Genomic DNA, 14,433 nt, shown 5'->3' on the forward strand with positions numbered 1-14,433 from the left:
CCTACTCCTTCGCATCCATCACGGCACCTTCCTGCCGCTCGACCGCGTCGCCGTCGGTGACCGCGTGCTGGCCTTCGATGATGACCAGGGTGCCGGGCGGCAGATCCACTGCCGCCGCCTGTCCCTCCAATGCCCGCGGCAGCGGCGCGAAGCGAGCCCTGCCGGTGTCGAACAGCATCAGTCCGAGCTGGCTGTCACGCCTCACCAGCAGCGACGCCGGTACGCGAGGCTCGCGGGGCTGCCAGACCAGCCGGCCGCTGGCGCCGGCCAGCGCAGGCTCGTCCGTGAACTCCAGCCGGACCCGCCGCGTGCGGGTCCGGCTGTCGACCAGCGGCAATATCGTGCGCAGCTTCAGCGGGTAGCGGTGACCGCCATTCTCGAAAAGAACAGAACCTGCCTGGACCAATGTTTCCGTTCGGTCCAGCGGCAGCTCGGCCTCCACCTCGAGCCCGGTGTCGCGCAGCAGCCGCAGCAGCGGCGTGCCCGCCGAGGCCAGACTGCCTTCGGTCGCCAGGCGTTCGCTAACGACGCCATCGAACGGAGCCTTGACCAAGCAACGTTTAACCGCGAGACGGGCGCTGTCGATCTGCAACCGGGCACTGGTTTCGTCGGCAACGAACCGGTCCAGCTCGCTGCGGCGCTGATCCAGCAGTTCCTCCGAAACATTACGTTGCTTGGCCAATGTTTCGGCACGATTGAGCTGTTGCCGTGCAAGACGGATACGGGCCAGCAGGGACTGCAGTGAACTTTCGGCCTGCTGCAGCGCCAGTTCGTAGTCCCGGCAGTCCAGCCGCACCAGCAGTTGTCCTTGCCGCACGGCATCACCGACCCGTACCGGAATCGACAGGACCTGAGCGCCGATCTGAGCACTGAGCAGGCTGTGATCCTCTGCCACCACTCGCGCCGGGGCATGGTACTCGACCCGGATCACCAGACTTTCGAGCGACGCCACCCGCACCGTGGCCGCCTGGGCGACGCTGGCCAGCAGACCAAGTACCAGCGGTAAGATGCCGCGATAGTGCATAACTAGTCCTTCAGTTTTGCGGTTAAAGTAGGATGGGTGGAGCCGCAATGGTACTGCGTTTTCGGATTGCAGCGGACTATTTGCGGCGCAACCCATCGATGCCTGCGGCCTCCGAGGTGCTGAACCGGCACAGCACAGCGAACCGTCCAAAAGCCCGGCTCAATCCTGTCCGTGCCGGTCGAAAACGAAGGCGCCGTTGGCATCTATGATGGGTTTCACCGCCGTCAGGGCTCGATCCAAATCGCAAGGAATGTGCCGATGGCGGCTCCACCCATCCTACATCCTGTTGCAACAAAAAAGCCGCTTTCGGCGAACCTGCAGCGGCTTCTTGTACGCAGGCAACAGCGGCCCGGCTCAGAGCCGCACTTCGATGCCGTGTTCCCGCATATAGGCCTTGGCCTGCGGAATCGTGTATTCGTTGAAATGGAAGATCGAGGCGGCGAGTACCGCATCGGCCTTGCCCTCGATGCAGCCGGCAACCAGATGATCGAGGTTGCCGACGCCGCCGGAGGCGATCACCGGCACATGGACGGCTTCCGAGATCGCACGGGTGACGCCAAGGTCGAAGCCGTTCTTGGTGCCGTCGCGGTCCATCGAGGTCAACAGGATCTCGCCGGCGCCGTAATCAACCATCTTGCGCGCCCATTCGACCGCATCGAGACCGGTCGGCTTGCGCCCGCCGTGGGTGAATATCTCCCACCTGTCCGGTTCGCCCGGCATCGATACCTTCTTGGCGTCGATGGCGACGACGATGCACTGGGAGCCGAAGCGCTCCGCCGCCTCGCGCACGAACTCGGGGTTGAAGACCGCCGCGGTATTGATCGAGACCTTGTCGGCGCCGGCATTGAGCAGCTTGCGGATATCCTCGCAGGTGCGGATACCGCCGCCGACGGTCAGCGGGATGAACACCGGGAGGCCATGCGCTCGACCGTATGCACCATGGTGTCGCGACCTTCATGGCTGGCGGTGATATCGAGGAAGGTGATCTCGTCGGCGCCCTGCTCGTCGTACTTGCGGGCGACCTCGACCGGATCGCCGGCATCGCGGATATCGACGAACTGGACGCCCTTGACCACACGGCCGTTCTCGACGTCGAGGCAGGGGATGATGCGTTTCGCCAGAGCCATGGGGTCTCTCCTCAGTTGCCGGACCGGTCGCAGTACTGCTGGGCTTCGGCCACGTCAAGCGTGCCCTCGTAGATGGCACGGCCCGTGATGGCGCCGAGAATGCCCTGGTCGGCAACGGCCGCCAGTGCCTTGATGTCATCCATGTTGGTCACGCCGCCGGAGGCGATGACCGGGATACCGCCTTCGCGCGCCAGCTCCACGGTGGCCTCGACATTGACGCCCTGCATCATGCCGTCGCGGCTGATATCGGTATAGACAATGGACGAGACGCCGTCGTTGCGAAAGCGCCTGGCCAGATCCACGGCCTTGACCTGGGAGACCTCGGCCCAGCCGTCGGTGGCGACGAAGCCGTCCTGAGCGTCGAGGCCGACGATGATGTGGCCCGGGAACTGTCTGCACATCTCGGTCACGAAGTCCGGCTCCTTCACCGCCTTGGTGCCGATGATGACGTAATCGACGCCGGCCTTGAGGTAGGCTTCGATGGTCTCGGCACTGCGGATCCCGCCGCCGATCTGGATCGGCAGCTCCGGATAGGCCCGGGCGATGGCGCTGACGATTTCGCCGTTGACCGGGGTGCCGGCGAAAGCGCCATTCAGATCCACCAGGTGCAGGCGCCGGCAGCCGGCCTCGACCCACTTGGCCGCCATATCGACCGGGTTATCGGAGAAAACGGTGGAATCGTCCATCCGGCCCTGGCGCAGGCGCACGCACTTGCCGTCTTTCAGATCAATCGCAGGGATAATAAGCATGTTGGTCTCGCTGTTTGAGATGAAGTTAACAGTGTCCAGTTACCAGTTCGAGTTTCAGACACGGCGCCCTTCTGTAAGCTGTTTTCTGTAAACTGTTAACTTTCTTCTAGCTGTTAACTGTCTTTGCCGTCCCAGTTCAGGAAGTTCCTGAGCAGCTGCAGTCCGGGTTTGGCGCTTTTCTCCGGGTGGAACTGCACCGCGAACACATTCTTGTGATGCAGCGCCACGTCGAAGTCCAGCCCGTAGTTGCAGGTACCGGCGACCTGGTCGCGGTTGTCCAGCCTGACGTAGTAGCTGTGAACGAAATAGAAGCGGCTGCCGTTCTCGATACCGGTCCAGAGTGGATGGTCGAGGCTCTGCTCGACGCAGTTCCAGCCCATGTGCGGAACTTTCAGTTTCTCGCCGGCTTCGTCCTTGAGGTTGTCGCCGAAAAAGCGCACATGGCCGTCGAACTGGCCGAGGCACTGGACGCCATTGTTCTCTTCCGAGTCCTGCATCAGGGCCTGGTAGCCGACGCAGATGCCGAGAAAAGGCTTGCCGGAGGCAATGGCCTCGGCCACTTCCCGGTCGACGCCAAGGCGACGGATCTCGGCCATGCAGTCGCGGATCGCACCGACGCCCGGCAGCAATACACGATCCGCGGTTCGGACCTGTTCGGGATCGGCAGTCACCCGCACCTCGACGCCGGGCTGGACGAACTCCAGCGCCTTGGCGACCGAATGCAGGTTGCCCATACCGTAATCGATTACCGCTATGCTCGACATCTTAGAGGCACCCTTTGGTCGACGGCATCTGATTCGCGGCGCGCTCGTCGATCTGCAGCGCGAAGCGCAGCGCCCGGCCGAAGCCCTTGAAGATGGTTTCGGCCTGGTGGTGGGCATTGAAGCCCTTGAGGTTGTCGATGTGCAGCGTGACCGCCGCATGGTTGACGAAGCCCTGGAAGAACTCCCAGAACAGCTGGGTGTCCATCTTACCGATGGCGGCGCGGGTGAACTCGACGTCCATGTGCAGGCCCGGGCGTCCGGAAAAATCGATCACGACCCGGGACAGCGCTTCGTCGAGCGGCACATAGGCATGGCCGTAACGCATGATGCCCTTCTTGTCGCCCACCGCCTGGGCGAAAGCTTGGCCCAGCGTGATGCCGATATCCTCGACGCTGTGGTGGTCGTCGATATGGAGGTCGCCGTCACAGTGGATCTCGAGGTCGATCAGGCCATGGCGCGCTATCTGGTCCAGCATGTGCTCGAGAAAGGGCACCCCGGTGTCGGCTTTCAGTTTGCCGGTGCCATCGAGGTTGACCGAGACGGTGATCTTCGTCTCGAGGGTATTGCGGGTGACCGTGGCGGTACGCTCTGCCATGGGGCTCTCCAGAAAGCGTGAATCAGGCGGGGAATTATACATCTAAGTGGATCGCGGCGCACGAGCTGAGGACCCCGGGCCGGCAACATCAGGCACAACCGTTGCATCCTTGCGGGAACCCATTATGCTGGCGCCCACTGAACTTGAATGGAGGCAGGCATGAAAGGTTTGACGAAACTGCTGGCGGGCCTGGTGGGCCTGGCGGTCGTACTGATCGTGGCAGCAGGGATCCTGCTCGGTTTTTTCATCGATCCCAATGACTACAAACCCCAGATCGAGAAGCTGGCGCGCGACAAGGCGGGCCTCGAACTGTCGATCGGCGGCGATATTCACTGGACCTTTTATCCCTGGCTCGGTCTTGAGATCAACAAGGTCCAGCTGCATTATCCGGACCAGCCGGAGTTGGCAAAGCTGGAGCAGGCGAAGGTCTCCGTCAAGCTGTTGCCGCTGCTCTCCAAAGAGGTGCAGATGAGCAGCCTCGAACTCTCCGGGCTGAACCTGAACCTGGTGCGCGGCGAAGACGGTGGCAGCAACTGGGCCGCGCCGCAGGCGCCGGCTGGCGCCGAGGCGCAAACCGACACCGAAGCGCCGTCAGACACGCCGACGGCAGCAGTCGCCCCGCCCATCGCCCTGGATATCGAGGCGATAAACATCGTTGACGGCCAAATCCGCTTCGACGACCGCCAGGCAGGCTCCGAATTGACACTGCAGGATCTGTCGCTGACGTCGGGCCAGGTGCTGGCCGGCGCCTGGATTCCGCTGGAGGTTGGGTTCGCTCTGCAACGAGTCAGCGAGGGCGCCGACATCCAGTCCAACGTCCATCTAAAGGCGGTAGTCCAGTTCGACCCGCAGAACCGGCAATACCGTCTGCGCGGCCTGGACAGCACCTTGCAGGTACAGACGCTTGCCCTCGGCGAGCAACCGGTCAATATCAGACTCAGCGGCGATGTCTCGGCCGACCTGGCCACCGAGCAGGCGCGCATCGACAACCTCTATCTGAAGCTGGCAGACCTCAGTGCCGCCGGCAACGTCTCGCTGCAGAACTTCGCCGCACCGCAGTTCGGCGGCGAGCTCAAGGTGGCCCAGTTCAACGCCCGCAGCTGGCTCGAATCCCTCGGCCAGCCCGTACCCGAAACCGCCGACCCCAAGGCCCTGACAAGGGTCTCGCTCGGCGCGGCCCTGAACGGCCCGGCCAACAGCCTGACGCTGAAGCCGCTGACACTGACCGTCGACGACAGCCGCTTTACCGGCAGGCTGAGCTATGACCTGAACAACGGCTCGATCAAGCTCGACCTCGAAGGCGATCAGCTCGATATAGATCATTACCTGCCTCCGGAAGCAGAAAAGACAACCAATGACGGCCAGGCATCGCCGGCTCAGCCCCAGGAGGGTGGCGAGCGCTACTCGACGGAGCCGGTGATCCCGGTCGAGCCGCTCAAGACGCTGAATCTAGATGCCCGGCTGGCGCTGAAGCAGCTGCAGGCCTCCGGCATCCCCATGCGCGACGTCGAGCTCGCCGTCAGCGCGCACGACGGCGTGGTCAACCTCAGCCGCATCCATGCCAACCTGCTCGGCGGCAGCGTGCGCAACAGTGCCATACTCGACGTCCGCGCCACACCTGTACGCCTTAGCGCGAAGAAGAATATCAGCGGCCTGCAGATCGGCGACCTGCTTCAGGCGCTGAACGGCGAGGAGCCGGCCATCACCGGCACGCTCAGCAGCCAGTCCGATGTGCGGGCCACGGGGCGTTCGGTGCACGATATCGTCAACAGCCTCACCGGCACTGCCAGCTTCAATGTCACCGACGGCACTCTCCAGGGTATCGACATGGCGCAAACCGTCTGTCAGGGCTTCAACACCCTCGGCAGTCTCGGTATCAACACCGAGCAGGTCGACCGTTCGACGCCGTTCGCCAACCTCGGCGGCAGTTTCCAGATCCGCAATGGCGTCGTCAGCAATCAGGACCTGGCCGCCTCGCTCGACGCGATGGCCGTCAAGGGACGCGGCAGCGTCGATCTGCCGCAGGCGCTGATCGACTATCGCCTGGGCCTGACGATCGAGGAGAACCTGTTCAAGCAGAGCTGCTCGGTCAACAACAGAATCCAGGGCGTCGAGTGGCCGGTCAACTGCAAGGGCTCCTTCGACACCCCGCCGGCACAGCTGTGCCGCCCGGACCTCAGCGTTTTCGAGGACCTGATCAAGCAACAGGTAAAAGAGAAGGTGCAGCAGAAGGTCGAGGAAAAGGTGGAGCAGAAACTGCAGGAAAAACTCGGTGAAGAGGCCAAGGGCCTGCTGAAGGGGCTGTTCGGAAACTGATGACCGCAGAACAGTTCCACGGTGCAGTGCTCGACTGGTTCGACCGTCACGGCCGACACGACCTGCCCTGGCAGGCCCGGAAGACCGCCTATCACACCTGGGTCTCGGAGATCATGCTGCAGCAGACCCAGGTGGCGACGGTGATACCCTACTTCGAGCGCTTCATCGCCCGCTTTCCCGATGTGCACAGTCTCGCCCAGGCCCCGCAGGACGAAGTGCTGCATCTCTGGACCGGGCTTGGCTACTATGCCCGGGCGCGCAACCTGCACAAGGCCGCGCGCATCGTCGCCAGCGACTTCGGAGGCGACTTCCCGGACAGCGTCGAGGGGCTGGAGGCACTGCCGGGAATCGGCCGCTCGACCGCCGGCGCCATCCTGTCGATTGCGACCGGCAAGCGGGCGGCGATACTGGACGGCAACGTCAAGCGTGTACTGGCGCGCTTCTATGCCGTCGAGGGCTGGCCCGGCGCACCGGCGGTGATGAAGGAGCTGTGGCAACATGCCGAGCGCAACACTCCTCGGCAACGGGTCGGTGACTACACCCAGGCGATGATGGACCTCGGCGCCACCCTCTGTACCCGCAGCAAGCCGAGCTGCCTGCTTTGCCCGCTCCACAGCCGCTGTGAAGCCCTGGCACAGGGCCGCACCGCAGAGCTGCCGGCGCCGCGGCCGAAGAAGACCCTGCCGGTGCGCCAGACGCTGATGCTGCTGATCCGCAACGGAGCCGGCGAGGTGATGCTGCAGCAACGCCCTCCGAGCGGCCTCTGGGGCGGCCTCTGGAGCCTGCCGGAGGCGGCCGACCTGAGGGACGCAGAGGGTGAAACAGGGCTCGCGCTTGACCTCGAGTCGGTCCGCCCGCTGGCGCCATTGCGGCATACTTTCAGCCACTTTCATCTCGATATCACGCCGGTTCTCATCGAACTGCGGGATGCCGAGGCTGTCATGGAAGGCGTGCCACGACTCTGGTATAACATACGCCGGCCTCCCAGCATCGGCCTTGCCGCGCCCGTCAAGCGCCTGCTGGAATGCCTGCCTGATTGAACGACGGCCCCGCACGCCTGCCGGGTGGCGAAGGTCCGTCCAGACCTCTGGCCGGCATTGCACAACAGTCGATAACATCTTCGGAGATTCTGATGACCCGTACCGTATTCTGCCGCAAGTACCAACAGGAACTGGAAGGGCTCGCGCGCCCGCCCTATCCCGGTCCGAAAGGTATGGACATTTACGAGCATGTCTCCAAGAAGGCCTGGGAAGAGTGGACCGCCCACCAGACTATGCTCATCAACGAAAAGCATCTCAGCATGATGGACCCGTCGACCCGCGAGTTCCTGCAGAAGGAGATGGAGAAATTCATGAGCGGGGAAGACTACGCCAAGGCCGAAGGCTACGTTCCGCCCAGCGACGACCAGACCTGAAGCATGGAGCCAGGGACGGCTCCCAGGAAGATCAACTGGCTAACAAGAGCACAGCATGACTCTATTGTGGATACCTCTGCTGCCACTGCTGGGGGCCTTTGTCCCTCTGCTGACGGCGAGATTCGGACGGACCCGCTGCGCCTGGGCGACAGCCGTGTTGCCCGCACTGGCGCTGGCGATGATACTCAGCCTGGTACCGCAGCTGCGCGAGCTCGGCAGCTTCAAGGCGGAACTGCCCTGGATACCGGCGCTGGACCTGGTCATCAGTTTCCGTTTCGACGGTCTGGCCCTGCTGTTCTCGATCCTGATTCTGGGCATCGGACTGCTGGTGATTCTCTACGCCCGCTACTATCTGTCCGCCAAGGACTCGATGGGGCGTTTCTACTGCTACCTGATGCTGTTCATGACGGCGATGCTCGGCATCGTGCTGTCCGGCAACCTGCTGCAGCTGTGGCTGTTCTGGGAGCTGACCAGTATCAGCTCCTTCCTGCTGATCAGCTTCTGGTGGCACAAGACCGAAGCGCGACGCGGCGCCCGACTGGCATTGACGGTGACCGGCGCCGGCGGCCTGGCGCTGCTGGCCGGCATCCTGCTGCTGGGCAAGATCACCACCAGCTTCGACCTCGACGTCATCCTCCAGAGCGGCGACCTGATCCGTGCCCACCGCTGGTATCCGGTGGCCCTGGTGCTGATCCTGCTCGGCGTCTTCACCAAGTCGGCCCAGTTCCCGTTCCACTCCTGGCTGCCCCATGCGATGGCGGCCCCGACCCCGGTCAGCGCCTACCTGCACTCGGCCACCATGGTCAAGGCCGGCATCTTTCTGATGGCCCGCCTCTACCCGGCGCTGTCGGGTACCGAGCTCTGGTTCATGATCGTCAGCATGACCGGGCTGATGACGCTATTGGTGGGCGCTTACTTCGCCTTCTTCAAGCATGATCTCAAGGGTCTGCTGGCGTACTCGACCATCAGTCACCTGGGCCTGATCACCCTGCTGCTCGGCCTCGGAACCAAGCTGGCCGCAGTCGCGGCGGTGTTCCACATCATCAACCATGCCACCTTCAAGGCCTCGCTGTTCATGGCCGCCGGCATCATCGACCACGAGTGCGGCTCCCGCGACATGCGCCGCATCAACGGCATGTGGAAGTACATGCCCTACACCGCGGCCCTGGCGATGATCGCGGCCTCGGCGATGGCCGGCGTGCCGCTGCTCAACGGTTTCCTGTCGAAGGAGATGTTCTTCGCCGAGACCCTGGAACAGGAGTTCCTCGGCTCGCTGTCCTGGATGATCCCGGTGCTGGCGACCCTGGCCGGCGTGTTCTCGGTGGCCTACTCGGTGCGCTTCATCCACGACGTTTTCTTCAACGGCGAACCGATCAACCTGCCGAGGACACCCCATGAGCCACCCCGCTACATGAAGGTGCCGGTGGAGATTCTGGTCGGCCTCTGCCTGCTGGTCGGCATCCTGCCGAACATCGTCATAGGCCCGCTGCTCGCCATCGCCTCCAGCGCGGTGCTGGGAAGCGAACTGCCGGAGTACAATCTGGCGATCTGGCACGGCATCAACCTGCCGCTGATCATGAGCCTCGTTGCCATGAGCGGCGGCCTCTTCGCCTATTTCAACCGCGCCCACCTGTTCAAGTTCCAGAAGCAGTTTCCCGAGTGGAACGCCAGCGAAGCGTTCGAGGCCGCGATGAAGCGCGTGGCCTACGGCAGCAACTGGCTGCTCGAGCGGCTCGAGAACGGTTCGCTGCAGCGCTACATGGTGCTGATGCTGGCACTGCTGATTCTGATGGTCTGGCCGACCCTGATCGACCTGACCCAGCTGGCCGGCAGCCGGCCACTATTGCCGCTCGATGGCGTCACCCTGGTCGCCGGCGGCCTGCTGGTAGTCGGCGGTCTCGCCACCGTGATCTACAACCGTCACCGCCTGATCGCGCTGCTGATGCTGTCGGTGGTCGGGCTTGTCGTTTCGCTGGCCTTCGCCCGCTTCTCGGCACCGGACCTGGCGCTGACCCAGCTGGCGGTCGAGGTGGTGACCATCATCCTGCTGATGCTGGCGCTGTTCTTCCTGCCGCAGAAAACGCCGAAGGAATCGAGCCCGCGACGGATCCTGCGCGACATCTGCATCGCCGGCCTGATCGGCGGCATCATCGGCACCATCGCCTTTGCGATGATGACCCGTCCGCTCGACACCATCGCCGACTACTTCATCGCCAACGCCAAGACCGGCGGCGGCGGCACCAATGTCGTCAACGTCATCCTGGTGGACTTCCGCGGTTTCGATACCCTCGGGGAGATCACCGTGCTGGGTATCGCGGCGCTGGGCATCTACAACCTGCTGGCGGGACTGCGACTGTTCATGCCGTCCGGTGACGCCGATGGCCGCCAGTGGGCGCCGGACCGTCATCCGATGATCCTCGCGGTTATCTCCCAAAGCCTGCTGCCGCTGGCGCTGCTGGTGTCGGTGTTCATCTTCCTGCGCGGTCACAACATGCCGGGCGGCGGCTTTATCGCCGGCCTCGTGACCGCGGTGGCGCTGATCCTGCAGTACATGGCCCACGGCGTCGACTGGATGAAGGCACGCCTCGATATCCATTACCACCGCCTGATCGCCTGCGGCGTTCTGATCTCGGCGTTCACCGGCATTGCCAGCTGGCTGTTCGAACGCCCCTTCCTGACGTCCTGGTTCGATCATTTCCACTGGCCGGTGGTCGGCGAATTCGAACTGGCCAGCGCCATGGTCTTCGATCTCGGCGTCTACCTCACCGTCGTCGGCGCCACCCTGCTGATCCTGGCCAACCTCGGCCAGATGACCACCAGCGAAAGACCCGTGACCAAGGAGCAAGATTGATGGAAGCCCTGTACGCCTTCTGCGTCGGACTCTTGACGGCCTGCGGCATTTTCCTGACCCTGCGCGGCCGCACCTTCCCGGTGGTGGTCGGCCTGACCCTGCTGTCCTATGCGGTGAACCTGTTCCTGTTCGCCTCCGGCCGCCTGCATGTCCAGGGCGCCGCAGTACTCGGCACCAGCGAGCAGTATGCCGACCCGCTGCCCCAGGCGCTGGTGCTGACCGCCATCGTGATCGGCTTCGCGATGACCGCCTTCGTGGTGATCCTCGCGATGCGTGCCCGGGGCGACCTGGGTAACGATCACGTCGACGGCAAGCTCCCGGTACATACCATGGGAGGGGATCGCTCATGACGACCCGACTTTTGACCGCCGGCCTCGCCATGCGGCAATCCCGGTTCAGAGACCTGGATAACGATCACGTCGACGGCAAGCTTCCGGTCCGGGACGGGGAGGGACGCAGCTGATGAACCATCTGCTGATCCTGCCGCTAATCCTGCCGCTGCTCGGCGGCCTGCTGATGCTGCTGCCGCCGCTGACCCACAGCCGCGTGCGGCAGCGCAACTTCGCCCTGTCCCTGGCCGCCGCCATGGTGCTGGTCAGCATCCTGCTGGTACTGCAGGCGCAGGACGGCATCATCGACGTTTACGCGCTGGGCAACTGGGCGCCGCCCTTCGGCATCGTGCTGGTCGCCGACCGCCTCAGCACCCTGATGGTGCTGCTGACCTCGGTGCTGGCGTTCTGCTCGCTGCTTTACACCTTCGGCCCCAGCGAGGAGGAAGGCTCCTTCTTCCAGCCGTTGATGCAGTTCCAGCTGCTGGGCATCAACGGCGCCTTCCTCACCGGCGATCTGTTCAACCTTTTCGTCTTTTTCGAGGTCCTGCTGATCTCCTCCTATGGCCTGTTGATGTTCGGCGGTGGCAAGCGGCGCACCCGCGCCGGCCTGCACTACGTTATCCTCAACCTGGCGGGCTCCGCGGTCTTCCTGTTTGCCCTCGGCATCCTCTACGGCACCCTGGGTACGCTGAACATCGCCGATATGGCGCTCAAGATGAAGATGATCGACAGCACCGAACTGCCGCTGGTCCGGGCTGGCGGCATGATGTTGCTGATCGTCTTCGGCCTCAAGGCGGCGATGCTGCCGCTGCAGTTCTGGCTGCCGGCGGCCTACTCCGCCGCGGCGCCGGCGGTCGCGGCACTGTTCGCCGTCATGACCAAGGTGGGTATCTACGCGATCCTGCGGGTATTCACCGTGATCTTCGGTGCCGAAGCCGGGTCGCTGGCCGGCATGGCCGGTCCCTGGCTCTGGCCGCTGGCGCTGCTGACCCTGCTGATCGGCGCGATCGGCATCCTCGCCGCCAAGGACCTGCGCCGGCTTGTCGCTCACCTGATCATCGTCTCGGTCGGCACCCTGCTGGCCGGCATCGGACTGGAACGGGAAGCCGCCACCTCCGCCGCACTCTATTACCTGATCCACACCACCCTGGTCAGCGCAGGCCTGTTCCTGCTCGCCGATCTGATCGGACGCCAGCGCGGCAAGGCCGGCGACCGCCTGATCGCCGCTCGCCCGATGCATCAGGGCAAGCGCCTGGGCATACTGTTCTTCATCGCCGCCGTGGCGGTGATCGGCATGCCGCCGCTGTCGGGCTTCGTCGGCAAGGTCATGCTGATGAAATCGGCGCTGGCGGTCAGGGAAATGCAGTGGTTCTGGCCGGTGCTGCTGGGCAGCAGCCTGCTGGCGCTGATCGCGCTGTCCCGCGCCGGCAGCAACCTGTTCTGGAACATCAATGGCGAGAAGCCGGTTGCCACTGCGGTCAACCCGGCTCAGCTGACCGCCGCGGTCCTGCTGCTGTCGACGCCGGTACTGATGTCGTTGTTCGGCGGCCCGCTGACCGAACTCACCGACGCCACCGCGCGGCAGCTGCATGACGTGCCGGTGCAGATAAGCGGCGTGCTGCAGGCGAATACCGGGGAGGGAATCTGATGCTGCGTGCGATTTTGCCGACGCCCTTTCACAGTCTGCTGCTGCTGGTCGTGTGGTTATTGCTCAACAAGTCCGTGTCGCCCGGCCACCTGCTGCTCGGTTCGGTACTGGCGATCCTGATTCCGCTGATCACCAACCGTCTGCGCAACCCGCATCCGGGGATCAGGCGGCCGTTCAAGGCATTCCTGTACTTCTGGCGCGTCATCGGCGATATCCTGGTGGCGAATATCCAGGTCGCGCGCCTGATCATCAGACCGCGCATGGCGCTGCGCCCCTCTTTCGTCGAGGTGCCGCTGGACATCACCCGGGATCTGCCGATCACCATCCTCGCCAGCACCATTACCCTGACACCCGGCACCGTCAGTGCCGATGTCTCGGACGACCGCAGCCGACTGCTGCTGCACGTGCTGCACCTCGAGGACGAAGAAGAGCTGGTCCGCACCATCAAGACGCGCTATGAAGCGCCGCTGAGGGAGATTTTCGGATGCTGAACTGGGTCCTGCCGCTGGTGCTGACGATGGTCAGCCTGGCACTGATACTCAATCTCTGGAGCCTGCAGGCCGGCCCCAGCCTGCCGGACCGCACCCTGGCACTGGATACCATGTATATCAATAGCAGCGCCCTGATCATCCTGTTCGGCATCTGGAAAGGCACCGCGCTCTATTTCGAGGCCGCGCTGCTGATCGCGATGCTGGGCTTTATCGGCACGGTGGCGGTATGCAAATACCTGCTGCGTGGCGACATCATCGAATAGGAGCTGGACATGCCATTCTGGATCGAACTGATCGTCTCGCTGTTCCTGCTGGTCGGCGGCGTTTTCGTGCTGCTGGGCTCGGTCGGCCTGGCGCGTCTGCCGGATTTCTACACCCGGCTGCACGCCCCGACCAAGGCCACCACCCTCGGCGTCGGCTGTCTGCTGATCGGCTCGATGATCCTGTCATCCTGGGCCAGCGGCACCCTGAGCATCTACGAGGTGCTGATTACCATCTTCCTGCTGATCACCGCGCCGGTCAGCGCCCACATGCTCGCCAAGAGCGGCCTGCACCACCGCCTTGAACACGCCGACCGGACCGGCCACACCGAGCTGATGGACAAGCCGATGCACAAGGAATAAACAGCCGTAGACTGCGTTTGAAATTAAACGCGAAGTCCATGAAAAATCTGAAGAAATTGCGTTGACGACCAGAAAATCACGGGGCATAATACGCGCCTCTTGAGTTGCCCGGATAGCTCAGTCGGTAGAGCAGGGGATTGAAAATCCCCGTGTCGGTGGTTCGATTCCGCCTCCGGGCACCACCTGATTCTAAGGCCTAGTCATATGACTGGGCCTTTTTCGTTTCTGGATCGACCGCTGTGCGTCATCGAACCGGGGTTCGATTGTCAGCCACGTCCCTGTGGCTGACCCTTCGGGCTAACGCGCAAATTTGTTCCAGACAAATTTGTACTGGATACCATCCATGGTATCCACCCTGCGGGTTATCGCCGCAAGCGACGATATGCCAAATCGTTCCCGACGATTTAGTCCGCCTCCAGTCCACCTGTTAGTCGAGACTGCCGTAGGGTGCCAATAAGCGAAGCGCATTGCACCATCCCCGGAATTCGCTGCGCTCATT

Annotated in this window: 13 protein-coding genes, 1 tRNA gene and 1 pseudogene; 10 read left to right on the plus strand and 5 right to left on the minus strand. The window is 63.4% G+C overall.

What is annotated here, in order from left to right:
* Nucleotide 1: 1 nt before the first annotated feature.
* The 5 genes and pseudogenes from ACFQDL_RS10415 to hisB all read right to left on the minus strand — a co-directional run bounded on the left by ACFQDL_RS10415 (nt 2) and on the right by hisB (nt 4,259).
* Entirely contained in the window at nt 2-1,024 is a 1,023-nt protein-coding gene (locus tag ACFQDL_RS10415; protein WP_379908957.1) for an efflux RND transporter periplasmic adaptor subunit, read from the minus strand.
* Between the two features lie 354 nt (nt 1,025-1,378).
* Nucleotides 1,379-2,151 (minus strand): annotated as a pseudogene (gene hisF / locus ACFQDL_RS10420) (imidazole glycerol phosphate synthase subunit HisF).
* Nucleotides 2,152-2,162: 11 nt separating this feature from the next.
* Nucleotides 2,163-2,900 (minus strand): 1-(5-phosphoribosyl)-5-[(5-phosphoribosylamino)methylideneamino]imidazole-4-carboxamide isomerase, encoded by a 738-nt coding sequence (gene hisA / locus ACFQDL_RS10425; protein ID WP_379908958.1) that lies wholly within the window; start codon nt 2,898-2,900, stop codon nt 2,163-2,165.
* A gap of 113 nt (nt 2,901-3,013) precedes the next feature.
* Nucleotides 3,014-3,664, minus strand: a complete 651-nt coding sequence (hisH, locus tag ACFQDL_RS10430) for an imidazole glycerol phosphate synthase subunit HisH (RefSeq protein ID WP_379908959.1) — start codon at nt 3,662-3,664, stop codon at nt 3,014-3,016.
* Between the two features lies 1 nt (nt 3,665).
* Nucleotides 3,666-4,259, minus strand: coding sequence for an imidazoleglycerol-phosphate dehydratase HisB (gene hisB, locus ACFQDL_RS10435; protein WP_379908960.1), 594 nt, complete (start codon nt 4,257-4,259; stop codon nt 3,666-3,668).
* A 159-nt stretch (nt 4,260-4,418) separates the two neighbouring features.
* On the opposite strand from hisB, the gene ACFQDL_RS10440 reads away from it, so the two are divergent.
* From ACFQDL_RS10440 to ACFQDL_RS10485, 10 genes are all read left to right on the plus strand, one after another.
* Complete coding sequence (locus tag ACFQDL_RS10440) at nt 4,419-6,575, plus strand: AsmA family protein (RefSeq protein ID WP_379908961.1); 2,157 nt, start codon at nt 4,419-4,421, stop codon at nt 6,573-6,575.
* Nucleotides 6,575-7,615 (plus strand): A/G-specific adenine glycosylase, encoded by a 1,041-nt coding sequence (mutY, locus tag ACFQDL_RS10445; protein ID WP_379908962.1) that lies wholly within the window; start codon nt 6,575-6,577, stop codon nt 7,613-7,615. Before ACFQDL_RS10440 ends, mutY begins: the two co-directional genes overlap by 1 nt.
* Before the next feature lie 92 nt (nt 7,616-7,707).
* Nucleotides 7,708-7,989 carry an oxidative damage protection protein gene (locus tag ACFQDL_RS10450; RefSeq protein ID WP_379913005.1) on the plus strand — a complete coding sequence of 94 codons (282 nt, stop codon included), beginning with the start codon at nt 7,708-7,710 and terminating at the stop codon, nt 7,987-7,989.
* 55 nt (nt 7,990-8,044) lie between these two features.
* Nucleotides 8,045-10,840: a monovalent cation/H+ antiporter subunit A gene (locus ACFQDL_RS10455; RefSeq protein WP_379908963.1), complete on the plus strand. Its 2,796-nt coding sequence runs from the start codon at nt 8,045-8,047 to the stop codon at nt 10,838-10,840.
* Nucleotides 10,840-11,190 carry a Na+/H+ antiporter subunit C gene (locus ACFQDL_RS10460; RefSeq protein ID WP_379908964.1) on the plus strand — a complete coding sequence of 117 codons (351 nt, stop codon included), beginning with the start codon at nt 10,840-10,842 and terminating at the stop codon, nt 11,188-11,190. The genes ACFQDL_RS10455 and ACFQDL_RS10460 overlap by 1 nt, the downstream gene beginning before the upstream one ends.
* A 112-nt stretch (nt 11,191-11,302) precedes the next feature.
* The gene (locus ACFQDL_RS10465; RefSeq protein WP_379908965.1) at nt 11,303-12,820 is read left to right on the plus strand and encodes a monovalent cation/H+ antiporter subunit D; all 1,518 of its coding nucleotides are present in this window, start codon (nt 11,303-11,305) and stop codon (nt 12,818-12,820) included.
* Nucleotides 12,820-13,311, plus strand: a complete 492-nt coding sequence (locus tag ACFQDL_RS10470; RefSeq protein WP_379908966.1) for a Na+/H+ antiporter subunit E — start codon at nt 12,820-12,822, stop codon at nt 13,309-13,311. Before ACFQDL_RS10465 ends, ACFQDL_RS10470 begins: the two co-directional genes overlap by 1 nt.
* Nucleotides 13,305-13,574, plus strand: coding sequence for a K+/H+ antiporter subunit F (locus ACFQDL_RS10475; protein ID WP_379908967.1), 270 nt, complete (start codon nt 13,305-13,307; stop codon nt 13,572-13,574). The genes ACFQDL_RS10470 and ACFQDL_RS10475 overlap by 7 nt, the downstream gene beginning before the upstream one ends.
* A gap of 9 nt (nt 13,575-13,583) precedes the next feature.
* Nucleotides 13,584-13,934, plus strand: coding sequence for a Na+/H+ antiporter subunit G (locus ACFQDL_RS10480; protein WP_379908969.1), 351 nt, complete (start codon nt 13,584-13,586; stop codon nt 13,932-13,934).
* A gap of 106 nt (nt 13,935-14,040) precedes the next feature.
* A tRNA-Phe gene (locus ACFQDL_RS10485) sits at nt 14,041-14,116 on the plus strand.
* Nucleotides 14,117-14,433 lie beyond the last annotated feature (317 nt).

This window comes from Marinobacterium aestuariivivens (assembly GCF_042661465.1).
GTDB lineage: Bacteria > Pseudomonadota > Gammaproteobacteria > Pseudomonadales > Balneatricaceae > Marinobacterium_A > Marinobacterium_A aestuariivivens.